This is a genomic window from Deinococcus gobiensis I-0, from assembly GCF_000252445.1.
GTDB lineage: Bacteria > Deinococcota > Deinococci > Deinococcales > Deinococcaceae > Deinococcus > Deinococcus gobiensis.
The window spans coordinates 1,545,111-1,568,035 of record NC_017790.1 but is presented as its reverse complement, the minus strand read 5'-3'; the positions used below and the strand labels follow the sequence as shown (position 1 = coordinate 1,568,035).

General features: G+C 71.0%; 20 protein-coding genes. 15 read left to right on the top strand and 5 right to left on the bottom strand.

The window, feature by feature from the left end:
- Positions 1-55: 55 nt before the first annotated feature.
- Positions 56-1,126, bottom strand: a complete 1,071-nt coding sequence (locus DGO_RS07340) for a branched-chain amino acid aminotransferase (protein WP_050920718.1) — start codon at positions 1,124-1,126, stop codon at positions 56-58.
- Positions 1,127-1,757: 631 nt separating this feature from the next.
- On the opposite strand from DGO_RS07340, the gene DGO_RS24870 reads away from it, so the two are divergent.
- The 3 genes from DGO_RS24870 (at position 1,758) to polA (ending at position 6,217) form a co-directional block, all read left to right on the top strand.
- Complete coding sequence (locus DGO_RS24870; RefSeq protein WP_014684850.1) at positions 1,758-2,228, top strand: winged helix-turn-helix transcriptional regulator; 471 nt, start codon at positions 1,758-1,760, stop codon at positions 2,226-2,228.
- Positions 2,229-2,770: 542 nt separating this feature from the next.
- A complete protein-coding gene (locus DGO_RS07330) occupies positions 2,771-3,292 on the top strand; it encodes a hypothetical protein (RefSeq protein WP_014684848.1) in 522 nt (173 codons plus the stop codon).
- A 222-nt stretch (positions 3,293-3,514) separates the two neighbouring features.
- Positions 3,515-6,217: a DNA polymerase I gene (gene polA / locus DGO_RS07325; RefSeq protein WP_014684847.1), complete on the top strand. Its 2,703-nt coding sequence runs from the start codon at positions 3,515-3,517 to the stop codon at positions 6,215-6,217.
- 51 nt (positions 6,218-6,268) lie between these two features.
- Here the strand turns inward: polA and DGO_RS07320 are convergent, their stop codons facing one another.
- Positions 6,269-7,060: a nitroreductase family protein gene (locus tag DGO_RS07320; RefSeq protein ID WP_043803455.1), complete on the bottom strand. Its 792-nt coding sequence runs from the start codon at positions 7,058-7,060 to the stop codon at positions 6,269-6,271.
- A gap of 28 nt (positions 7,061-7,088) precedes the next feature.
- Complete coding sequence (locus DGO_RS07315; RefSeq protein ID WP_014684845.1) at positions 7,089-7,799, bottom strand: hypothetical protein; 711 nt, start codon at positions 7,797-7,799, stop codon at positions 7,089-7,091.
- A 409-nt stretch (positions 7,800-8,208) separates the two neighbouring features.
- Between DGO_RS07315 and DGO_RS24615 the strand changes: the two genes are divergently transcribed.
- Complete coding sequence (locus DGO_RS24615; protein WP_014684844.1) at positions 8,209-8,334, top strand: hypothetical protein; 126 nt, start codon at positions 8,209-8,211, stop codon at positions 8,332-8,334.
- Positions 8,335-8,418: 84 nt separating this feature from the next.
- On the opposite strand, the gene DGO_RS07310 is transcribed toward DGO_RS24615, so the two are convergent.
- Positions 8,419-11,883 carry a DEAD/DEAH box helicase gene (locus tag DGO_RS07310; protein WP_014684843.1) on the bottom strand — a complete coding sequence of 1,155 codons (3,465 nt, stop codon included), beginning with the start codon at positions 11,881-11,883 and terminating at the stop codon, positions 8,419-8,421.
- 210 nt (positions 11,884-12,093) lie between these two features.
- Between DGO_RS07310 and DGO_RS07305 the strand changes: the two genes are divergently transcribed.
- The 11 genes from DGO_RS07305 to DGO_RS07255 all read left to right on the top strand — a co-directional run bounded on the left by DGO_RS07305 (position 12,094) and on the right by DGO_RS07255 (position 22,526).
- Positions 12,094-13,026 carry a carbohydrate ABC transporter permease gene (locus tag DGO_RS07305; RefSeq protein WP_014684842.1) on the top strand — a complete coding sequence of 311 codons (933 nt, stop codon included), beginning with the start codon at positions 12,094-12,096 and terminating at the stop codon, positions 13,024-13,026.
- A 102-nt stretch (positions 13,027-13,128) separates the two neighbouring features.
- A complete protein-coding gene (locus DGO_RS07300) occupies positions 13,129-14,070 on the top strand; it encodes a carbohydrate ABC transporter permease (RefSeq protein WP_050920717.1) in 942 nt (313 codons plus the stop codon).
- The gene (locus DGO_RS07295; RefSeq protein ID WP_050920716.1) at positions 14,067-14,570 is read left to right on the top strand and encodes an NUDIX domain-containing protein; all 504 of its coding nucleotides are present in this window, start codon (positions 14,067-14,069) and stop codon (positions 14,568-14,570) included. The genes DGO_RS07300 and DGO_RS07295 overlap by 4 nt, the downstream gene beginning before the upstream one ends.
- The gene (locus tag DGO_RS07290) at positions 14,567-15,952 is read left to right on the top strand and encodes an FAD-dependent oxidoreductase (RefSeq protein WP_014684840.1); all 1,386 of its coding nucleotides are present in this window, start codon (positions 14,567-14,569) and stop codon (positions 15,950-15,952) included. Before DGO_RS07295 ends, DGO_RS07290 begins: the two co-directional genes overlap by 4 nt.
- Before the next feature lie 29 nt (positions 15,953-15,981).
- Positions 15,982-16,479: a histidine phosphatase family protein gene (locus DGO_RS07285; RefSeq protein WP_050920715.1), complete on the top strand. Its 498-nt coding sequence runs from the start codon at positions 15,982-15,984 to the stop codon at positions 16,477-16,479.
- Positions 16,476-17,243 carry an alpha/beta hydrolase family protein gene (locus DGO_RS07280; protein WP_014684839.1) on the top strand — a complete coding sequence of 256 codons (768 nt, stop codon included), beginning with the start codon at positions 16,476-16,478 and terminating at the stop codon, positions 17,241-17,243. The genes DGO_RS07285 and DGO_RS07280 overlap by 4 nt, the downstream gene beginning before the upstream one ends.
- Before the next feature lie 6 nt (positions 17,244-17,249).
- On the top strand, positions 17,250-18,761 hold the full coding sequence (locus DGO_RS07275) for a DUF4127 family protein (protein ID WP_043801521.1): 1,512 nt from the start codon (positions 17,250-17,252) through the stop codon (positions 18,759-18,761).
- Positions 18,762-18,796: 35 nt separating this feature from the next.
- Entirely contained in the window at positions 18,797-19,117 is a 321-nt protein-coding gene (locus DGO_RS07270; RefSeq protein WP_014684837.1) for a hypothetical protein, read from the top strand.
- Between the two features lie 240 nt (positions 19,118-19,357).
- The gene (locus DGO_RS23205; RefSeq protein ID WP_145975269.1) at positions 19,358-19,723 is read left to right on the top strand and encodes a hypothetical protein; all 366 of its coding nucleotides are present in this window, start codon (positions 19,358-19,360) and stop codon (positions 19,721-19,723) included.
- A gap of 196 nt (positions 19,724-19,919) precedes the next feature.
- Positions 19,920-20,882, top strand: a complete 963-nt coding sequence (locus DGO_RS07260) for an ROK family protein (RefSeq protein WP_050920714.1) — start codon at positions 19,920-19,922, stop codon at positions 20,880-20,882.
- Between the two features lie 84 nt (positions 20,883-20,966).
- Positions 20,967-22,526 carry an L-glutamate gamma-semialdehyde dehydrogenase gene (locus DGO_RS07255; RefSeq protein WP_014684834.1) on the top strand — a complete coding sequence of 520 codons (1,560 nt, stop codon included), beginning with the start codon at positions 20,967-20,969 and terminating at the stop codon, positions 22,524-22,526.
- Positions 22,527-22,553: 27 nt separating this feature from the next.
- Here DGO_RS07255 and DGO_RS07250 read toward each other — a convergent pair whose 3' ends face one another.
- Positions 22,554-22,895 carry a DUF4180 domain-containing protein gene (locus DGO_RS07250; protein ID WP_014684833.1) on the bottom strand — a complete coding sequence of 114 codons (342 nt, stop codon included), beginning with the start codon at positions 22,893-22,895 and terminating at the stop codon, positions 22,554-22,556.
- Positions 22,896-22,925 lie beyond the last annotated feature (30 nt).

The following is a 22,925-nucleotide window of genomic DNA, read 5'->3' as shown; positions in this document are numbered from 1 at the left end:
TGCTAACCGGGCTGGCCGGGAAGGCGAGCCCGCGCCGCCCGGCCCGGCCCTGTGCTCAGACCTTGACGATCCAGCCTTCGGGCGCCTCGCGCTCCCCGAACTGGATGCCCACGAGTTCGTCGTACAGGCGGCGCGTGACCGGCCCGACCTCGGTCTCGCTGTAGAAGACGTGGAAGTCGTCACCGTGCTGAATGCCCCCGATAGGCGTGATGACGGCCGCCGTCCCGCACGCACCCGCCTCGCCGAACTGCCCGAGGTCGCCGATCGCCACGTCGCCCTCCTCGACCTCCAGGCCCAGGCGGTGCTCGGCGAGGTGCAGCAGGCTGTACTTGGTGATGCTCTCCAGGATGCTGGGCGACCGGGGGGTCACGAAGCGCCGGCCATCCTTGGTGATGGCGAAGAAATTGGCGGCCCCGACCTCCTCGATCTTGGTGTGGGTCGAGGGGTCGAGGTAGATCACGTCGGCGAAGTGGCGCCCGCCTTCCTGGGCGGCCTTGGCCTGCGCGCCGGGCAGCAGGCTCGCGGCGTAGTTGCCGCCCACCTTGGCCGCCCCGGTGCCGTTGGGCGCGGCGCGGTCGTACTGCGAGGTGATGAAGTTGTGCGGGGTCAGCCCGCCCTTGAAGTACGGCCCCACCGGCACGCAGAACACGCTGAAGATGAACTCGGGCGCGGTCCGCACGCCGATGTTGTCGCCCACCCCGATCACGAAGGGCCGCAGGTACAGCGCGCCGCCGGTGCCGTGCGGCGGAATGAAGCGCTCGTTGGCCGCCACGACCTGCTTACAGGCCTCGACGAACATCTCTTCGGGGACCTCGGGCATCAGCAGCCGGGCGCAGGAGCGGGCCATGCGCGCGGCGTTCTGGTCGGGACGGAACAGGTTGACGCTGCCGTCGGCGGCGCGGTAGGCCTTGAGGCCCTCGAAGCACTGCTGGCCGTAGTGCAGGGCGGTGCTGCCCTCGGCGATGTGCAGCACGTTGTCCTCGGTCAGCGCGCCGGGCTGCCACTCGCCGCCGCGCCAGTGGGCGAGGTAGCGCAGGTCGGTGCGGATGTAGCTGAAACCGAGTTCGTTCCAGTCGATGTCGGCCTGCTGCCGGGCCTGGACGGGATCGGGGTGCGTGAGGTCCATACGCCCGATTCTACCGATCCTCGGAAATATGTGGCGTGGGGTGCGCCGTCCTCCTCCGGCGACCCAGCCGCCTCACCCGCAAGGGGCAGGAGGCCGTACAGGCACCCGGCCTTCTTCCGATCGGAGATGATCAAGTGGCGCCCCCATGGGCGGCGTCAGCAACAGGGGCAGATCATTACGGTGCGTATCGCCGAGGAAACCGCCAGCAATGCCGGAGAAGACCGACATCGTCATGGGGGCTGATAGGGCCGTAATGACGTACGCATCACCTCCCGACGGGCTTGCGCCGGGCCACCTGGGCGATAGTGTGCGGGCCGCCTACAGGCGATATCCACCCCGCCTATCGCTTCCGGTCCTACGCGTTCGTACGTTCGACCGACGTGCCTGTTCAGACGGTTCAGTATGAGGTGGCTCTGACCTGTTGTGGGATGACGGCTCCCTGCGGTGGACGCGAGTTGCCGTTCTTCCAATCGCCGAATGACGAGGCGACCGAGTCGACCGCCACTTCCAGTGAGCAGGCGCATCTGCGTGTCTCCTCTCTACGGTTTCGTGGGTTCTTTTGAGTGATCTGGGGCATGGTAGGGAGTACGCCGTGGAGTGCCAAGAAGGCACAGGCAGGGCACTAGGGCACATGGAAGTGACCCCGCCCGAACCCTGCGCCACGGCGGAAGAGCGGGAATGCGGTGTCCGCGACCGTCTTGGCCGTATCGGTGACAAATGGACCGTCCTGGTCGTCGCGGAGGTGTCACCTGAATCCAAACGCTTCCGACAACTCCAGCGCAGCGTCCACGGCATCTCTCAGCGCGTGCTGACGCTCACCCTGCGCCGTCTCGAGCGCGATGGCCTGATCACGCGGACGGTGGCTGCCGCAGTGCCGCCACAGGTGACCTACGCCCTGACTCGGGAGGGGCTCAGCCTGTCCAGGGTCCTGCAGCATGTGGTCGCCTTGGCCGTATTCATGAGAAAAAGATTGGACGATATCGGCAGGCAGGGGACGAGCAGCATCCATAGACCTGACAGGCCCTTGAAGGGCGTCCGGCAGAGGTCGGGGACGGCATTTTCCTGTCCGGCACACCACCGGACGGATCAGGACTTCGTATAGGAGCTTCTCGGGAGTCTTGACCAGTGCCTCGTCGTCAAATCGTGAGGGCGCGTTCTCCTGCCACATCCAAACATGCCGCCTGCGCGGAAAAACGTCGTGCAGGTCGCGCGGGAGCACCACCACACCGGCGCGGTTTCGGAGGCCCGCTTCTTGCAGTTTGGGGGTCATCGCGAGGTGCCCCTCAGGACATAGAAGATGCCTTTCGAGATCGCCCGCCATGACCACCGGAGAGGGCAATCACGCTGCCCCACGGGGGAAGGACCTGCTGCACGCCGTGCCCCGGCACCAATAAGGTCGTTCGAAGACGCGGATCGGATCAGGAAGGCAGCTCCTCTGCCACAGCGTCCCTCCATCTCTGCGAGAAAAAACCTCACCAGCACGTTCTTCCGACGCACTTCAAGCACACGGCGGCGCACGTGACGCGGCCTGATCGCCGCCATGTCCCGTACCGCTGGCTCCGGCCTCCACCTGCCCCCGACCGGGGGGATGGGGGAGCAGAAAAAATTCAGGATCTCGTCACAACGGCTGCGTACTCTGGAGCCATGAAGACGACCTTCGCCCGCCTGACCCTGCTCCCCCTGCTGCTGGGCGCTGCCCAGTTCGCCTCCGCCCAGACGCCGGCCACCTCGGCCCAGAACAGCCCCGTACGCGTCACGGCGTCCAATCAGCTCGTGACCCAGGTCACCGTGGACGGCAAATCCACCGAGCGCCTGACCGAAGCGACGAACGCGCGCCCCGGGAACCTCCTGCAACTCAACCAGAAGGTGGACAACGTGAGCGCCGGCCTGGTCCGCGGCCTCGCGCTGAACATGAACGTGGACCCGGCGACCACCTTCCAGGCGGCGCAGTGCAGCGTGAGCGGCGTAACCACGCTCTTCAGCGCCGACGGCAAGACCTTCGCGCAGGCCCCGCTGAAAAAGACCGTGACGGTCACGGAAAACGGCCAGAGCGTCAAGAAGGAAGTCGTCGTGCCCCCCAGCGAGTACAAGGCCGTGCGCTGGCAGCTTCCCGACCTCGCGGGTGGCAAGAGCACCAACTGCTACATGCGCGTCACCGTGCGCTGAGCCCACGGCTGGAGGATGAGGCGGCGGGGGCGCGGGCCTCACGTCGCCTTTCCGCTTCCGGGCGCGCCCCGGAGGCCGGCCGTAGAATCGGGCCATGACCTCCGGTTCCTCAGACACGCCCGGCTCCGAACGGCCCGGCGCCCCCCGGCGGACCCGCGCCCGGCCCCCGATACCCTGGTCCTGATCGACGGGCACGCGCTGGCCTTCCGCTCGTATTTCGCCGTGCCGCCCCTGAACAACAGCCGGGGCGAGGCCACCAACGCCATCGTCGGGTTCCTGCGCCAGACCCTGCGCCTGATGCGCCAGCGCGGCAATCAGGTCATCGTGGTGTTCGACCCGCCGGTCAAGACCTTCCGGCACGAGCAGTACGAGGGCTACAAGTCCGGCCGGGCCGAGACGCCCAGCGACCTGCCCGCGCAGATCAACCGCATCCGGGCCGTCGTGGACGCGCTGGGGCTGCCGCGCCTGGAAGAACCCGGCTACGAGGCCGACGACGTGATCGCCACGCTGACCCGCATGGCCGAGGGCACCGGCATGCAGGTGCGGATCGTGACGAGCGACCGCGACGCCTACCAGCTCCTCGACGACCACGTCAAGGTGATCGCCAACGACTTCTCGCTCATCGGCCCCGCGCAGGTACTCGAAAAGTACGGCGTGAGCGTGCGGCAGTGGGTGGACTACCGCGCCCTGACGGGCGACGCCAGCGACAACATCCCCGGCGCCAAGGGCATCGGCCCCAAGACGGCGGCCAAGCTGCTTCAGGAATACGGCACGCTGGAGGGCATCTACGCCGCCGCGCACGCCGGCACCCTGAAGCCCGACGGCGCGCGCCAGAAGCTGCTCGCCTCGGAGAGCGACGTACAGTTCAGCCACGAGCTGTCGTGCATGGTCACCGACTTGCCGCTGAAGGTCGAACTCGGCGTGGGCCGCCTGCCCGGCGACCCGGCGCGCCTGGCCGAACTGCTCGACGAACTGGAACTGCACAGCATCAAACGCGACATGCTGGCTCTGGACGGCGCGGAAACGGCGCTGCCCGACACGGTTCACGACCGCGACGCGGCGAGTCAGCCTGATCCGGACGCCCCGGACGACGAGACCCCGGCCCGGCCCACCGCCGTGCCCCCGCGCACGGAGGCCTGGCGTACCCCGAAGCCGGGCGTCGTGTGGGGCTACGTGCTGTCGCGCGAGGACGACCTGACGGCGGCCCTGACCGGCGCGGCGACCTTCGAGGCGGCGCAGGGCGGCGGCATCGTGCGCGAGGCTCCGGCCACCGAACCCGACGAATGGGCCGCGCTGGCGGTGGCCGACCCGGCGCCGCTGTTCGGTGAGCTGACCCGCAGCGACAAGCCCCTGACCAAGACGCAGCAGAAAGCCGCCGAGAAGGCTACCCGCGACGCCGAGAAGCGCGCCGAGAAGCTGCGCCAGCAGTACCCGGCGACGGTGGACGAGGCCGAGTTCGCCTCGCAGGGGACCGTCACGGCCGCCGCCGCCAAGGCCCTGGCCACCCACCTGAGCGTGCGCGGCACGGTGACCGAGCCGGGCGACGATCCCCTGCTACACGCCTACCTGCTCGACCCGGCCAACACGAACATGCCGGTCACGGCGCAGCGCTACCTGGGCGAGGGCTGGCCCGCCGACGCGCCCGGGCGCGCGGCCATGACGGCGCGGCTGCTGGAAGCGCTGCCCGGGCAACTCGACGAGCGGCGGCTGGACCTCTACACAAACATGGAAAAGCCGCTCTCGGCCGTGCTGGCGCGCATGGAGGTGCGCGGCGTGCGGCTCGACAGCGCGTTCCTGCGCGGGCTGGCGGCTTCGGCGGCGGCGCGCCTGGAGACGCTGGAGGGCCAGATCCACGAGCTGGCAGGCGGCCCCTTCCAGACCCGCAGCCCCAAGCAGCTCGAAACCGTGCTGTACGACACGCTGGGCCTGGCGAGCAAGAAAAAGACCAAGCTGACCGGGCAGCGCAGCACCGCCGTCGCGGCCCTCGAACCGCTGCGCGACGAGCATCCCATCGTCCCGCTCGTGCTGGAATTCCGGGAGCTGGACAAGCTGCGCGGCACCTACCTCGACCCGCTGCCCAACCTCGTGAACCCGGCGACGGGGCGGCTGCACACCACCTTCGCGCAGACGGCGGTGGCGACCGGCCGCCTGAGCAGCCTGAACCCCAACCTCCAGAACATCCCCATCCGCTCGGACCTGGGGCGCGAGATCCGTAAGGGCTTCATCGCCGACGACGGTTTCGTGCTCGTCAGCGCCGACTACTCGCAGATCGAACTGCGGCTGCTGGCCCACATCGCGGACGACAAGCTCATGCAGCAGGCCTTTCAGGAGGGCGCCGACATCCACCGCCGCACGGCTTCGCAGGTACTGGGGCTGGACGAGGCCACCGTCACCGCCAACCAGCGCCGCGCGGCCAAGACCGTCAATTTCGGCGTGCTGTACGGCATGAGTGCCCACCGCCTGAGCAACGACCTCGCCATTCCCTTCGCGGAGGCCTCGGGCTTCATCGAGACGTACTTCTCGACCTATCCGGGGATCCGGGGCTACATCGACGCGACGCTGGAATTCGGGCGCACGAACGGCTACGTCGAGACGCTGTACGGCCGCCGCCGCTACGTACCCGAGCTGGTCGCCAGCAACCGCACGCTGCGCGAGGCGGGCGAGCGCCTGGCCTACAACATGCCGATCCAGGGCACGGCGGCCGACATCATCAAGTACGCCATGATCCGGCTCGACGAGCGCCTGGACGCCCTGGGCGCCCGCCTGCTCCTCCAGGTGCACGACGAACTGCTCATCGAAGCCCCCGAGGACCGTGCCGAGGAGGTCGCCCGCGTGACCCGCGAGATCATGGAGGGCGCGGCGAGCCTCAGCGTGCCTCTGGCCGTTGAGGTCGGCATCGGGCCGAACTGGTACGACACGAAGTGAGGGCATGGGGGCGGGCGGAAGGAAGGCCCCCTCCTGCGCCCGCCCACTGGCTCAGGCCTGCGCGCTCCATAACCCCTGGCGCTGGAGGGCCGCCTCCAGCGCCGGCTCGCGCTTCTCCATGCCGCCGCCGGGGCCGAAGTAGGCCCGCAGCAGCCGCGCCCAGTCGCCGGGTTCGTCCCGCCGCGCGGCGATGGGGTTCATGACCTCCACGGCGCCGCGCAGTTCCTCGGGCGTCGCGTCGCGGTAGGCGTCGGCATGCACCACCAGCGGCCGGGGCACGCGCGGGCGCAGGGGCGGCTGCTCGGCGGCCTGCCCGATGGTCAGGGCCGAGAAGGGCAGCACGCCCTGGGGCAGCGCGAGCAGGTCGATCAGGCCGTCGAGGTCGTTGAGCACCCCGCCGATCCAGCAGCCCTGGTAGCCCAGCATCTCGGCGGCCGTCAGCAGGTTCTGGCCTGCGAGCACCGCGTCCCCGATGCCGAAATGCACGGCCACGGCGGGCCAGTGGCCACCCTGGCTGCCGCTGGCCTCCAGGGTGCGCACAACCCGGCGCACGTCGGCGCACAGCACGAAGGCCTCCGAGGCGGTGGCGATATGGGGGTTGGTGGTCATGCGGGCCGCCTCGGCGCGCACCTGGGGCGACACGAGGTGAATGATGGAGTAGAGCTGCGCCGTCGCGTCGGTCGGGGCACGCTGCGCGGCGTGCAGCACGGCGTCGAGATGGTCGGCACTCAGGCGCAGCGGCGAGCCGTCCTCCTGGGTCACGTACTGGCGCACCGTGCGGTGACCGTCGAAGTAGGTGCGCACCTGATCGGCGCTGAGGCGGCGGAGGTCGGGAGAAGTCATGCCGCGCAGCATAGCGCTGGCCGCCGGGTCAGCTCCTGCCGTGGTCCGGAGCGCCGGGAGGCTCGGGGGCCATCCGGCGGGCGGCCTGTCGCCGCAGTTCCTCGACGATATGGTCCAGGGTATCGACCAGTGCGGGCGAGGGCACCTGATCCAGCGCCGTGAGCTGCGAGGTCGCCTCGGCGATGATCACCCCCAGGGTTTCGGCCCACCCGGCCGCCGCCGCCTGCTCGGCGCGCAGCAGCGCCTCCTCCATCCCCGACCCGAGGCGCTCGAACTCCCGCTGCTGCGCGGGGGTCCGGCCATACCGCTGGGCCTCGCCGAACAGCGAACGCAGCGCGCCGAGCTGCCCCTTGGCATCCTGTTCGATCTTTTGCAGCGCCGCCGCACTCACGAACACCACGGGCGTCGAGGTGATGTCCTTGAGGGCGCCCGCCAGCACGTCCTCCATGCCGGCGGCCAGTTCCAGCTGGGTATGCAGGGACGCGATGAGGGCAAGCCGCGCCGACGTCTCCTGGTCATCGGCGTCCTGCATCCGCTCCAGCGCCCAGGCCAGAGAGCGCAGCGCGGTGGACACGGCCGCCTGTTCGCGGCAGACCCGCAGCAGCCGCTCCAGGCAGGCGGCCTGTTCCAGCCCCGCCGCCCCCACGTGACGGCGGGCGGCGATGATCAGGTCCTGGCCGAGTGGGCCGGTTTCGCGCAGCTGTTGCAGGGCGAGCAGGGGGGGCAGGGAATTCGACACTGGTGTCCTTTGGCCCCGTCTGGAGGCGTGGCGCGGGGGCCGGAACAGTCTGGGAGGAAGAGGAAGGGAGCCCCGACCGGGGCGACCCGGTCAGGCTAGCAGGCGCGGCCCGGCCGCTTCCCACATGCCAAACCTTGTGTCAAGGCGTCGGCCACCGGGGGCCGCCTTCCGCATGAAGCCAGGGCCCACCCCCGCATTGACCCGGCGTTAAAGGTCCCGGGCAGGTCAAGGATCTTTAGGCGGCTCTCAGGCGCGGGGCACAGGCCCGGCCACATGCTGGAATGGCGGTCAGCTGGGCGCCGGGGTGCCCTCCCGTCCAGGGACACCCTCGCCATATCGGCCGTCCTGCGCGCGAGGCCCGGAGTCCGCAGCTGTCCGGAAGTCCCCTTTCCCTCCCGAGGAGCGTGTCATGACCCGACTGAACAAACCGAAAAGCAAGCTGACCTGGCTGTGGGTCATCCTCGCCCTGCTCGTGCTGGCCGGCGTTCTGCTGGGCCTGGATTACTTGGACATCGTGCAGCTGGGGCTGTACTAGGGCGGCTGAAGTGCCGCGGCCCGGCTTGAGGAGGGGAGCGGGACCACGCCTGAAGGCCCACCCGACCCCGAGCTGCGCCGGTTCTCAGACGCCCTGCGCCACCAGGTCTTCCAGGTCCCGCTCCTCCTCTTCCTCGTCGGCCAGCGGCGCGAAGAGGCGGTCGAGGTCATTGGTGGTGAGCTGCGTGGCGTCGCTCAGGCCCCCGTCGAGGATACCCTGCGCCAGCGAGGCCTTGCGCGCCTGGAGGTCGAGAATGCGTTCCTCGACGCTGCCTGCCGCGATGAGCTTGTACACGAACACCGGTTTGTCCTGCCCGATGCGGTAGGCGCGGTCGGTGGCCTGCTCCTCGGCGGCCGGGTTCCACCAGGGGTCGTAGTGGATGACCGTGTCGGCGGCCGTGAGGTTCAGGCCCACGCCGCCCGCCTTGAGGGTGATCAGGAAGACGTGCGTCTCGCCGCTCTGGAAGGCGTCGATCTGGCTCTGGCGGTCCACCGTCTGCCCGGTGATCTTGCTGTAGGGGATGGCGTGTTCGCGCAGCAGTTCTTCCAGGTGCCCCAGCAGCGTGGCGAAGCCGCTGAAGATCAGCACGCGGCGGCCTTCCTCGACCATCTGCGGCAGGTTGGTCGAGAGCCAGTCGAGTTTGGCGTTGCCCTGCACCAGCCGCGCGGCGTCGAGCTTGACGAGCCGGGGGTCGGTGACGGCCTGCCGCAACTTGAGCAGCGCGTCGAGGATGGCGATGGTGCTGCGCGCCAGCCCGCGCGCGCGCAGCTCCTCGCGCACCCGGCTTTCCATCGTGACGCGCACGGTCTCGTACAGGTCGCGCTGGTCGCCTTCGAGGGTCACGCGCACCGGAATCTCGGTCTTGGGAGGCAGCTCGCGGGCCACGTCACGTTTCTCGCGCCGCAGGATGAAGGGACGCACGCGGGCCGCCAGCGCGGCGCGGCGGTGCGGGTCGCCGCGTTTCTCGATGGGCGTGCGGTACAGCTCACGGAAGGTCTTCTCGTCGTGCAGCAGCCCCGGCGCCAGGAAGTTGAACTGCGACCACAGCTCGCCCAGATGGTTTTCCAGCGGCGTGCCGGTCAGCGCGAGGCGGTGGCGGGCGTCCAGGCTCCCGGCAGCCTTGGCGGCGGCCGTCTTGGCGTTCTTGATGTTCTGCGCCTCGTCGAGGATGACGTAGTGGAAGGCGTGCTGGCCCAGTTCGTCGATGTCGCGCGGCAGCAGCGGGTAGGTGGTCAGCACGAGGTCGGCGTCGGCCAGCTCCGCGAACTGCTCGCGGCGGTTCTTGCCGTGCAGGGTCAGCACGCGCAGGTCCGGCGTGAACTTGGTGGCCTCGGCCTGCCAGTTGCCGATCACGCTGGTGGGCGCGACCACCAGGGCCGGGCGGTCCAGGCGGCCCGCGACCTTCTCGGTCAGGAGGTGCGCGAGGGTCTGGAGGGTCTTGCCCAGCCCCATGTCGTCGGCCAGGATGCCGCCCAGCTCGTACTCGCGCAAGAATTGCAGCCACGCCAGCCCCTGGAGCTGGTAGGGCCGCAGCTCGGCGTTCAGACCGGGCGGGGCCTCGACTTCGCGGATGCCGCCGAAGTCGCGCAGCCGGCGCCCGAGGTCGAGCAGGCGCTCGGCCCCGATCCAGCGGGCCTGCACCGCGCCTTCGAGCTGCGCGAGGCGCGCCGCGTCGAGCAGCGGCAGCCGCAGCGGCCCCGAGGGCAGGTCGCGCAGGTTCAGTTCGACGAGCACGCTCAGGATCGAACGCACCCGCCCGGCGGGCAGCGGCACCCGGCGGCCGTCGTCCAGCGTGGCGAAGATGGTCTCGTCGTCGCTCAGGTCGGCCAGGGCGCTCTGGGTGAACAGCTCGGGCTGCCGGGCGATCAGGTCGGCGAGGACCGGCAGCAGGCTCACGCGCTGGCCGTCCACGACGATCCCGAGGTCGAGGGTGAACCAGCCGCCGCCCGTCTCGCCCGCCTCGCCGTACCAGTCGCTGACCTCCGCGAAGCGCAGCGGGAACTCGGGATGCACGACCACGTTGATGCCCGCCGCTTCCAGGTCCTCGACCCCCACGCGCAGGAAATCCAGCCACGCCTCCTCGCCGCCCAGGGTGAGCAGCGGGGCGATGTGCCCCGGCAGCGCGTATTCGGGAAAGGTCAGCTCCAGCGAGTCGAAGCCCGCCTGCGCGGTGCGCCGCATGGCCCGGCGCTCGCCGCGCGCGTCGCGGGGCACGCGCAGCAGCTCGCCCCCGCGCAGCACGGTCAGGGTCAGGTCGGGCAGCTCGGCGCCCAGGCCGCCGCTGCTGAGGCTGGCGGCCGGTTCACGGACCTCCAGGCCGCCGTAGGCGCGGCGCAGCTCGGCCACCGGCAGCGACAGGACCTCGGTCGAGAGGACCGGGCTGCCCGCGCCCGGCAGGGGCGGCACACCCGCCGCGCCGCCGGGGAGGCCCAGACCGTGCGTCACCGTGACCGGCACGTTGCGCCCCGAGAGGTGCAGCTGCGGCGTGAAGGGCAGTTTCTCTTCGCGCAGGTCGCGGCCCTGGGGCAGCGGCACGGGCAGGGGCAGCGCCGAACTCGCCATCACCTTGGCGAGCACGGTCGCCTGCGCGGGCGTCACGGTCGGCCCCGAGAGGAAGCGGGCGGTGCGCTCGGGCGGGCCGTCCACCTCGACCGGGGCCAGGGTGAGGCGCGCGGGATCGGCGGCCCAGGGCCGGGCCAGCGGCAGCACGACCGCGCCCGGCACGTCCGGCACGATCAGGGAGGGGTACTGCGCGCCCGACTCGTCGCTGAGCCAGCCGGGCACGCCGCGCAGGCTGGGCGCCGGAGACAGCGGCGAGGCCGCCCCGCCCCAGCACAGCCGCCCGGCCGCGAGCAGCGTCGAGAGCAGCAGCGCGGTCGCCGGGTGGTCGCTCAGGGCGTACAGGGTCTCTTCCCAGCGGCCCGGCGCGTGGGCCGGCTGGGCGGCGACCTCCAGCAGTTGCAGGGCGTCGGCGTCGCGCTGCACGAAGGCGGGCGCGGCCGTGATCTTCTTGGGCAGGGCGTAGCTCTCGGCCGCCGCGAGGTTGGGCACGCCCGAGATGAGCGGCACCCGCACGAGCTGCAGGGTCGCGCGCCGCACCTGGGCGGGCATCCCGCGCACCGTGACCAGCCCCACCCGCAGCAGAAAGCGCAGTTCGTACTGCCGCCCGCGCCCGCCGCTGGCCTCGGGCGACGGCTCGAAGCCCGCGAGCCACTGGCGCAGCCGGGGATCGAGCGATTCGGGCGAGGCCTGGGCCAGCGCGGCGGGCCGGGGCGTGTCGGGCGGATCGGTCGAGAGGACGAGCGCCGCGACGTGGCGGCAGCGGTAGCGCCCGCAGGTACACGAGGACTCCAGCAGCTTGGGCTCGGGCGGCATGCCGAGATCGGCGGCCGCGCGGTACTCGGCCCCGGCGTCCTGCACCGTGCCGCTGGCGCGCCAGCCGAGATCGGTCCACTCGCGCGTCACGTCGGACACCGACTCCTGGCGCAGCGCCAGGGCCTGTGCGGCCGCGTCCAAACCGAAGCCGGCGGGAAGGCGACTGAGTTTCAAGGCTTCACCTGCGCGGCAAGCATGGATTTGGCGGCAACAAACACATCCTGAAGTCTAGCGCGTTTGCGCCGCCGCCGCGCACGTCAGCCACACTTCGGCCGCTCGGCGGCCGCTCGGCCCCGCCGCCACCGGAACGGAGCGCCGCCCCGGTCACACCCGGCGCTCACGTCCGGCCCCGCCCCCGGCCCCGGGCGCTCTAGACTGCCGGGCATGACCACATCGTCCCGGCGTGCCTCACGCCGCGATCAGCACCGTGCGGGCGCCTCGGGCGCGCGGCGCAGTGCGCGCAACACGCTGATCGCCTACGCCTTTCTGCTGCCCTTCCTGGCGCTGCTGGTGCTGTACCACACCTGGCCGGTGATCTTCGGGACGTATCTGGCCTTCGCCCGGTACAACATCATCAGCCCGCCCGAGTGGGTGGGGCTGGACAATTTCCGCGAGCTGCTGCGCGACGAGCAGTTCTGGTCGGGGCTGCGCAACAGCCTGAAATACATCCTGGTGGTGCCGGTCATCCAGGTGCTGAGCATCCTGGTGGCGCTGCTGGTCAACCGGCCGATGAAGGGCATCGGGTTTTTCCGCACGGCGTACTACGTGCCGGTGGTCACGAGCTTCGCGGTCGTGGGCCTGATCTGGTCGTGGATGTATCAGCAGGAGGGGCCGGTGAACGCCGTACTGGGCGCGCTGGGGCTGCACCGGGGCGGCAGCCTGCTGAACAACCCGGCGACCGCCCTGTACGCCGTGATGTTCGTGACGCTCTGGAAGGGCATCGGCTACTACATGGTGCTGTACCTCGCCGGGCTTCAGAGCATCGCCCCTGAGCTGGAGGAGGCGGCCGTGATCGACGGCGCGACCCGCACGCAGGTCTTCTGGAACATCACGCTGCCGGGGCTGCGGCCGACCATCCTGGTGTGCAGCCTGCTCTCGACCATCAGCGCCATCAAGGTGTTCGAGGAAATCTACGTGATGACCCAGGGCGGCCCGGCCGGCAGCACCTACTCGGCGCTGTTCTACACCTACTCGCGGGCCTTCCAGGACTTCCGCTACGGGCTGGCCGCCGCCGCCGGGCTGATCATCGCGGTCATCAGCATCCTGTTCGGCCTGCTGAACTTCAAGCTGACGCGGGGGGGAAGGGCCGATGCGTAAATGGCAAAAAACAGCCACACCGTCTTTCCGGGCGGAGCGGGCAGCCACTGGCGGGCCGGACGGACTGGGCGGCTCCCCCGTGCTTGCCATGGAAGGCCAGGAATGAAGTCCAGCCTCTTCGACACCGTCTCCGGAACCCCCGCCCCCACCCAGGCGCACGCCCGCGCCGCCGCGCAGCTCAAGGCGCGCAAGAACCGGCGCGACCGCCTCGCCAACCTGCTGGCCTACGCGGTACTCATCGTGATCGCCCTGATCATGCTCTACCCCTTCTACTGGACCTTCATCACCAGCCTGGAGTCGAGCGGCAACATCTATCAGGCCAAGCTGCTGCCCGCCAGCCTCAGCCTGCGCAACTACGCCGAGGTGCTGAGCGGCACGACCGTACCCTTCTGGCGCCTGATCCTCAACAGCCTGATCATCTGCACGCTGGGGGTGTCGCTGACCGTCACGCTGGCGACCCTGGCGGCCTACCCGCTCGCCAAGATGCGCTTTCCGGGCCGCGACCTGATCTTCTACGCGATCCTGGCCCTGATGGTGCTGCCCAACGAGGCGGGATTGATCGTCAACTACATCACGACCATCAAGCTCGGGCTGCTGCAACAGACCCACCCGGTGCTCGACGCCCTGCGGCAGTACTTCGCGGTGGTGCTGCCGGGCATCGCCAGCATCGTGGGGCTGTTCCTGCTGCGGCAGGCGTACCTGGGCGTGCCCCAGGAACTCATCGAGGCCGCGCGCATCGACGGCGCGGGCGAGCTGACCATCTGGCGGCGCATCATGCTGCCGCTGGCGCTGCCGACCATCGTCGCCTTCTCGATCCTGGAATTCGTGGCGTACTGGAACAGCTTTCTGTGGGCGCGCATCATGCTGCCCGACAAGAACCTGATGCCGCTCTCGGCCGGGCTCCTCGAACTCTCGGGCACCTTCTCGACCAACAGCCGCGCGGTGATGGCGGGCGCGGTGATCACGGTCGTCCCTATCCTGATCGTGTTCGCCTTCGGGCAGAAGTACTTCATGAAGGGGCTGGAGGGGGCGGTGAAGGGGTGAGGGGCCTGTTCGCCGCAAAACAGAAGTTCTATGTCAACGCGCGGGCCATCATCGAGCGGGAAGGGCCGGAGGGCCGCGAACTCCTGCTCCAGCGGCGCGAGAAGGCGGGCGAGCCCCGCCGCCTGGAGTTTCCGGGTGGTCAGCTCGACCCCTACGAGGGCATCCTCGACGCCCTGAAGCGGGAGGTGCGCGAGGAGACCGGCCTGACCGTCACCGCCTTACTGGACGACGTGCGGCACCGGACCCACCGGGGGGAACGCGCCGACGTGGAGTGCCTCTCACCCTCGTTCGTGTACCAGACGACCCGGGGCCCGGTGGACAGCGTGGGCTTCTTCTTCCGCGTCCAGACCGAGGGAACACTCACGGCGCAGGGAGACGCGGCGGGTGGGCACGTCTGGTTGCCGCTGGCCGACCTGCGGGCGCGCTTCCTGACGCAGCCCGACGACTTCGACTGGCTGACGCAGGGAGCACTCGCCTTTTACCTGCGGGAGCCGGCATGACCCTCCCCTACCGCAGCGACCCGCGCACCTGGGACGTGATCGTCGCGGGGGGCGGCACCGCCGGGGCAGTTGCAGGCATCGCGGCGGCCAGGACGGGGGCGCGGGTGCTCGTCGTCGAGGCGCAGGGCAGCCTGGGCGGCACCGGCACGAACGCCTGGGTCACGCCGCTCATGCGCAACGTGTCGGGCGGCCAGAACCTCAACCGGGGCCTGACCGACGAACTCAAGGCCCGGCTGCGGGCGCGCGGCGACGGCGCGACCGACGCGGGCGGCAACGACAACTGGTTCAACCCCGAGGGCCTGAAATTCGTACTCGAAGAGCTCCTGCAAGAGGCCGGCGGCGAGGTGCTCTACCACACCCAGGTCGTGCAGCCGCTGATGGATGGAGGGCACATCGGCGCCCTGGTCGTCCACAACAAGGGCGGCCTCCAGGCCCTGCGCGCCGCCGTGTTCATTGATGCTACGGGCGACGCCGACGTGGCCGCGCTCGCGGGCGTGCCCTTCCAGGCCGGCGACGAGGACGGCGTGCATCAGGCCATGAGTCTGCGCTTCACGCTCGCGGGGGTGGACGTGGGGCGGCTGCGCGACTTCCTGAACGCGCACGGCCAATGGCAGGACTCGCCCGACTTCCTGCACTTCTGGATGGTGTGGGGGCGCAAGTCCAGCCTGGAAGGCCTGTTCCGGGAGGCGGTGACGGCGGGCGTGCTGGAGGAGCGCGACGGCGACTATTTCCAGGGCTTCAGCGTACCGGGGCGGCCGGGCGAGCTGTCGTTCAACTGCCCGCGCATCCGCGCCGACCTGAACGACGCCACCGACCCCTGGCAGCTCTCGACGGCGCAGACCGACGGCCGGGCGGCCATCACGCGGCTGCTGGCCTTCTGCCGCCGCTTCCTGCCCGGCTGCGGGGACGCGTACCTGGGCGTGGTCGCGCCGATGGTGGGCGTGCGCGACTCGCGGCGCATCGTGGGGGATTACACGCTGACGGTCACGGACCTGCTCGACTGCGTGAAATTCCCGGACGCCATCTGCCGCAACCACTACCCGGTGGACATCCACAGCGTCCGGGGCGGCGCGCGGCTGCTGCACGAGCGCGAGGGCAGCGCGCCGTACTTCGCGCCCGACGCCTGGCACGACATCCCCTACCGCGCCCTGGTGCCCCAGGGGGCGAGCAACCTGCTCGTGCCGGGGCGCGCGGCGAGCAGCACCTTCGAGGCGCAGTCGGCGATTCGCGTGCAGCAGAACTGCCACAGCATGGGCGAGGCGGCCGGCATCGCGGCGGCGTGGGCCGCCCAGGCCGCCCCACCCTCCGGGAGAGGCGACGTGCGCGCGGTGGACGTGGCGGCCCTGCAAGACGAACTGCGCCGCCGGGGAGGCCACCTCTGACGCCGCTCCCACCCGGCACCCTGGTCCTCGTGCGCCACGCGCGGGCGACCGGTCAGGCCCCGGGCGCGGCGCTGACCCCGGAAGGCGAGCAGGCCGCGCAGGTTCTGGCGACCCGGCTGGCGGGCCTGGGCCTGACCCGCGCCGTGAGCAGCGCGTGGGCACGCGCCGCCGCGACCGCCCGGCCGGTGGCCCGCGCCCTGGGCCTGGACCTGCGCACCGACCCGCGCCTGACCGAGCGCGTGCTGAGTGGCCCTGACCTGCCCTTCTGGCGCGCGGCCCTGCGCCTGAGCTTCGGGTGGCCGGGGCTGCGGTTTCCGGGCGGCGAATCGGGCCACGGCGCCCGCACCCGCATCCTGGCCGCGCTGGACGAGGCCCGCGACCCAGGCGGCATCACGCTGGTCGTCACGCACGGCAACCTGCTGGCGCTGGCGCTGGGGCTGGACTACGGCGGCTGGGCGGCCCTGCGCTCGCCGGACATATGGGTGCTCGCGCCGGACGGCCGCCCACCCTTCAGACTGGACCCATGACCCGCCCCTTCAACCCTGCCGACCCACACGCCACGCCGATGGCGGACGGCCACCCCTACCGCGTCGAGCGCCGTGTGCTGGCCGGCGTTCCCTGCCTGCTGGAACTGCCGCCGGAGGGCCAGCCCCTGCGCGGCCTGTGCGTGGTGTACCACGGTGCCTGGGCCAACAAGGAGGGCAAGCTCGGCGTGTACGCGGCCCTCACGGCGGCGGGGGTGGGCGTGGTGCTGCCCGACAGCGCCCTGCACGGCGAGCGGCAGGCCGACACCCCACCCGGCCTGAACGCCCGTGAGTACGTCTGGGAAAGCGTGCGCCGTACGGTGGCCGAGGCCCCGGCCCTGCGCGCCGCGCTGGACGAAGCCTTCGGGCCGCTGCCCGTAGACGCCGTGGGGTCGAGCATGGGGGGCTACGTGGTGCTCACGCTCGCGCACCTGGGGGGGCTGCGCCGCGCGGCGGCCCTCATCACCTCGGGCGTGTGGAAGGAGCCGGAGGTGGAGCGCCCCGAGCTGCGCGCCTTCCTGGAGGCGCACCGGCCCAACACCCACGCCGCCGGGCTGCCCCCCACGCCCCTGCTGCTGGCGAGCGGTGACAGCGACCCGACCTTCCCGCTCGCCGCCCACCACGCGCCCACGGCGGCGGCACTCGGGGCGGCCTACGCGGCGGCCGGGTGCCCCCAGGCCTTCACGGCGGCCACCTTCGCGGGCGTGGGTCACTACACCAGCCGCCACATGCGCGACGCGGCGATGGCCTTCCTGCGGGCAGAATAACGGCCGATGCGCCTGCTGCTCGTTCCGCCCGACACCCGCCCGCCCACGCTGGAGCTGCCCGCCGCCCTGGCCCGCATGACCGGCGCCGAGGTGCGCGTGCCCCCCGCACGGGCGCTGCCGGACTTTTTCACGCCCGGCGATCCGGCCGCGCTGGGCGACTGGCTGCGGACCGAGGCCGCCGGGGCCGACGCCCTGGTCGTGTGCCTGGAAACCCTGTGCCTGGGCGGCATGATTCCGGCGCGGCGGGTGGACGACCCGCTGGACACGGCCCTGGCGCGGCTGGAGTTGCTGCGCGAACTGAAGGCGCGGCACCCGGCCCTGCGCATCTACACATTCGGGGTGGTCGTGCGGGTGGCCCACGACAACGACCCGCACGAGGAGAAGCCCTACTACGGCGAGTGGGGCCACGAGCTGCGCGCCTACAGCACGGCCTTCGACCGCCACGCCCGCCACGGCGAGGCCGAACGCGCGGCCCTCGACGACGCGCGCCGGGCCGTCCCGCCGGACATCCTGGCCGACTGGGTGGGCACGCGGGAGCGCAACCGGGCGCTGCACCTCGCGGCGCTGGACCTGCTCGCGGCGGGCACGCTGGAGCACCTATGCCTGACACTGGACGACACCTCCGAGTACGGGCTGGCCGCCTACGACCGCCGGCTGCTGGAGGCGCGCGCCGACGCGCTGGGGGTCTGGGCGCGCTTCGATACCTACCCCGGCGCGGACGAGGTGCCCTGCGCCCTGGTCACGCGGGCCGTCCGGCACGGGCTGCCGCCCGCGCGGGCCTGGGTGCGCTACAGCGGCACGCTGGGGGCCTCGGCCGGGATGATCTACGAGGACCGGCCGGCGGGCGAGCTGATCCGCGCGCACCTGCGCGCCGCCGGGTGCGTGCCCGCCGACAGCGTGGGGGAGGCCGACTTCGTGCTGGCGGTGAACACCCCGGGGCAGCGGCAGGCGAACGTGCAGCCCGACCTCGCCACGGTGGATACGCCCTGGCGACACCTCCCCGCCTTCGTGGACGCCGTGCGCGTCGACCTGGACGCAGGCCGGGCCGTGAGCCTCGCCGACATCGCCTACCCCAACGGGGCCGAGCGGCGGCTGTGGGGGCTGCTCCAGGCGCTGCCGCTGGCCCGGCTGGCCGGCTACGGGGCCTGGAACACGGCCGGCAACACCCTGGGGTCGGCCGTGGCCTTCGGGGCACTGGCCGGGCTGGTGCGCGACCGTGCCGGGCACGCCGGGGCCCTGTTCGGGCGGATGGTGGACGACGCGCTGTACCAGGCCTTCGTACGGCCGGAGGTGCGGGCCGCGCTGGGCCACCCCAGCCCCTTCGACCTGGGGGAGGCGCGGGCCGACGCCGAGCGCGAACTCCGCGCACGCCTGACTCCCCGGCTGGAGGCGCTGTGGTCCGCGCACTTCGCTGCCACCGGCCTGACCCTGCACACCGGAGAAGCGCATCTGGCCTGGCCCCGACTGTTCACGGGGGTCTTTCCCCTGAACGTGAGAGAAGCTGCGCCAAAAGGCTGACGCGGCGCTGAACTTCGGGGTGTCATGCTGAGGACATGTGGCGACGCGCTGCTCCCTGGCCCACGAGCGGACTCCTCTTCCTGCTGACGCTGGGGGGCTGGGCCGCCATGCTGGCCGGGCCCGGCGGGGGCGTGCAGGTCGCCAACCACAGCGGCGCGGTGCTGCGCGGCGCTGTGGTCTGTGCCCAGTCGTGCGTGGTCCTGCCTCCCCTGTGGCCCACCCAGACATGGCATGGCCCGCTGGACGAGGGCACCCGGCGCGTGGTCCTGAAGGTGTCCGGCCAGAGCGCGGCGGCCGACGCCGAGGCGGGGCTGCATTTCGTGGTCGGCTGGGGCGGCCGGGTCGTGGCCGAGTAACCGGACTGGTCGTATCCGGCAGTGTCTCGACCACCTTCCAGAAGAGAGCTGGGGAAGACTGCATTTGCAAAGCTGGTAGCCAGAACGCAAAGGCATCGTCGTCCGCACTCCATGAGCTGGATCGCCTTACGTCAAATATCGTTTCGATTCATTAAAATCCGTAGGGCTTTGATTGAATTCTCATTCCTCAAGCAAATCTGATTTCAGTCGGATATCAGAAATGCTGTTTACCTTCTCGCCATGAGAAATTTTGCACGTTCGAAGGCCGTCACCTCTATCAAGTTCCTGGCAGCTCTTGCCTTAGCAGGCAGCGCAGGCCATGTCGGCGCCGTCGGTGATCTGGCGCAGCGGGTCACAGGTGTCCAGGCAGCCAGAGATTACCGGGTCTATTCGAAACTTCTGTCGCTGGATCAGGCGAACAACTGCGTGGCAAATCAGCGCCTGATCGAAGAAAAGATCACTGGGGGCGCGTCGCCGTCAGGAAGCTCCAGATTTCAGGTCTTCACCTTCAGCGAAGGCGGATCGGTCACCGTGCAGCGCACCTGGTCTTCCGACAGCAACGGCCGCAAACTCGGGGGCGTGACCGTCCAGATCGCCTGCCAGTAATACGGATTCAGACTGGGTCGCCGCGTCCACGCTTCGGTACAGGCGGCCCCATACAGCGGTCAGGCGACCAGGAAAGTGGCGGGCGACAGGGACGGGCCTGCGCCGTCCCCTCGGGTGTTCGGGTATTCCGTCTCCCCCAGTAGCCCTGCCCACGCAACGGCCCGGGGAGGCGGCGGCGAGCCCTCAGAATGGGGGCATGACCCCGGCCGATCTCGTCTCCCCCACCGCCCTCCTCGCGCTGGACATCGGCGGCACCTCCATGCGCGCCGCGCTCGTCGAGGGGGGCCGCGTCACCGAGCGTCTTCAGGCCTCCACGCCCAGACCGGCCACGCCGGAGGCCGTCCTCGCCGCCGCCGCCGAACTCGCCAGCCCGCTCGCCGCGCGGGCCGGGGCGCTGGGCATCGCCTGCGCGGGCGCCGTGGCCGGGGGGCGCGTGACGGCCACGGCCACCCATACCTTTCCGGGCTGGACCGACATCGCGCTGCAAGACACCCTGGGCACGGCACTGGGCCTGAACGCCCGCGCCCTGAACGACGCCCGCGCCGCCGCCTGGGGGGAATACGCCGCCGGGGCGGGACGGGGCACGCAGGAATTCATGTTCGTGACGGTCAGTACCGGGGTCGGCGGCGGGCTGGTCCTGGGGGGTCAGTTGCACCTGGCAGGCAACGGCCTGGACGCCGAGCTGGGCTTCGTGTCGGTGCCGGCCGCGTGGCAACCCGGACACGCGGTGCCGGGGCTGCCCTACGCGCTGGGGCCGCTGGAATTCGAGACGAGCGGCACCGCCCTGGGGGTCCAGGCCGGACGGGCCGGCTACCCCGACGCCCGCGCCCTGTGCGACGCGGCCGAGGGCGGAGAAGCGCCGGAGGCCGAGGCCGCCTACGCCCACTCGGCGGCCCTGGTCGCCTGGAAGATCGCCGACGTGGCCGCGCTGCTGGGCGTGACGCGGGTGGCGCTGGGCGGCAGCGTGGGCCTGCGGGCGGGCTACCTCACGCGGGTACGCGGCGCGCTCGCGGCCTTCCCGGAGCGCTACCGGCCCGAGGTCGTCCACGCCGAGCTGGGGGCCGACGCCGGCCTGATCGGAGCCGCGCTGTGGGCCGGGCGCGAAGCTTTACAAACGGCAGGTGCAGGGGGCCGTCCGGCGACCGAACTCACGCCCTGAAACGCCGAAAAAAGGCGTCCGACAGCGCCTCTTTGCAGGGTCGGGCGGGCGTGTTAGCCTCGCGGCACATCCAGGGAGGCAACAATGTCAGACACGCTGATGGCGGGGTTCTTGCCGTTCGAGCACGAACCGTATTTCGATTTTGCCCGCGCGGAGGTGGCGCAGGCGCAGCGCGCGGCCTTCAGACAGGTCCGGGAGCAGTACGTGGGCCGCACCTTCGACCTGCTCATCGGCGGCGATCCGGCGCAGGGAAACGGCACCTTCGCCGTGTGCAACCCGGCCGTGCCCGGCGAGGCGCTGTGGCACTTCCAGAACGCGACCCCCGCGCAGCTCGGGCAGGCGGTGGCGGGCGCGCAGGCGGCCTTCGAGACCTGGCGTTTTTCCGACCCCTTCCAGCGGGCGAGCATCTTCAAGCGGGCGGCGGAGCTGCTGCGCGCCCGGCGACTGGAATTCAACGCCGTCATGACGCTGGAGAACGCCAAGAACTGGGCCGAGGCCGACGGCGAGGTCGCCGAGTCGGTGGACCATTTCGAGGTCTTCGCGCGTGAGGCGATGCGCTGGGCACAGGGGAAGGCGGTCTACCCGATGCCCGACGAACACGTCACGACCGTGTACGAGCCGCTGGGCGTGGTGGCCGTCATCAGCCCCTGGAACTTCCCGAGCGCCATTCCGCTGGGCATGGCCTTGGGGGCCCTCGCGGCGGGCAACACGGTGGTCTGGAAACCGGCGGCCGAGACGCCGCTGAGCAGCCTGCTGATGATCGAACTGCTGTTCGAGGCGGGGCTGCCCCGGGGCGCCGTGCAGTTCCTGACCGGCAGCGACGAGGTGCTGGGCGACCCACTGGTGGACCACCCCGGCGTGCGGATGGTCGCCTTTACCGGCAGCAAGGAGATCGGCTGCCGCATCATGGAGCGCGCGGCGAAGGTGCAGCCCGGTCAGCGCTGGCTCAAGCGCGTGATGGCCGAGATGGGCGGCAAGGACCCGACGGTGGTGTGCGCCGACGCCGACCTGGAGGCGGCCGCCCAGGGCATCGTGGCGTCGGCCTTCGGGTACGCGGGCCAGAAGTGCAGCGCATGCAGCCGCGTGATCGCCGAGCAGAGCGTCTATGACGGCCTGCTGCGCCGCGTGACCGAACTCGCCGCCGAGCTGCGCCCCGGGCTCCCCGAGGACAACGCCGCCGTGGGGCCGGTCATCCATGCGGCGAGCGCCGAGCGCATCCGGGGGTATATCGCCCGGGGCCGCGATACCGCGCGCCTGGTGCTGGGCGGCGGCGGCGAGGGGGCGTTCGTCGAACCGACCATCTTTGCCGACGTGACGCCGGATGATCCTCTGTTCCGCGAGGAGATCTTCGGGCCGGTGCTGAGCTTCACCCCGGCGCGCGACTGGGAACACGCCATCGAACTGGCGAACGACAGCGAGTACGGCCTGACCGCCGCCTTCTACAGCCGCGACCCGCACAAGCTGGCCGAGGCGCGGCGGCGCATACACGTGGGCAACCTGTACCTCAACCGCAAGTGCACCGGAGCGCTCTCGGGCACCCACGCCTTCGGCGGCTACGGCATGAGCGGCACGAACGCCAAGGTGGGCGGCCCCGACTACCTCTTCTGGTTTTTGCAGACGAAGACGGTGGCGCAGCGGTACTGAGGGTGGCGTGGGCGAGGGAAAGGCGACCTACCTCGCCGTGCCCTCCCCCCGCAGCCACGCCCACGCCGCCCCCTCCTCACGGAAAAAGCGGATCTGGGGGTGCGCGACATGCTCGCGGGCCAGCTCGGTGAAGCGCTCGCCGTGGGCGGCCGGGTCGGGGACGACGAAGGCCACCGCCAGCCGGTAGGTCGCGCACTTCTGGAACAGCTCGCCCAGCAGCCCGGTGCGCAGGTCGAGGAAGGCCGGGACGAGGTCGTCCTCCCGCAGCAGCACGCCCTCCAGACCCCAGGCCGCCCCGATCAGCCCGGGAATGTCCGCCGCCGCCCGCAGGATCACGCCCAGGTCCGACACCGCCGCCACGTCCCGCATGAAGAGAACCTTACCCGCCCTCCCGCGTGC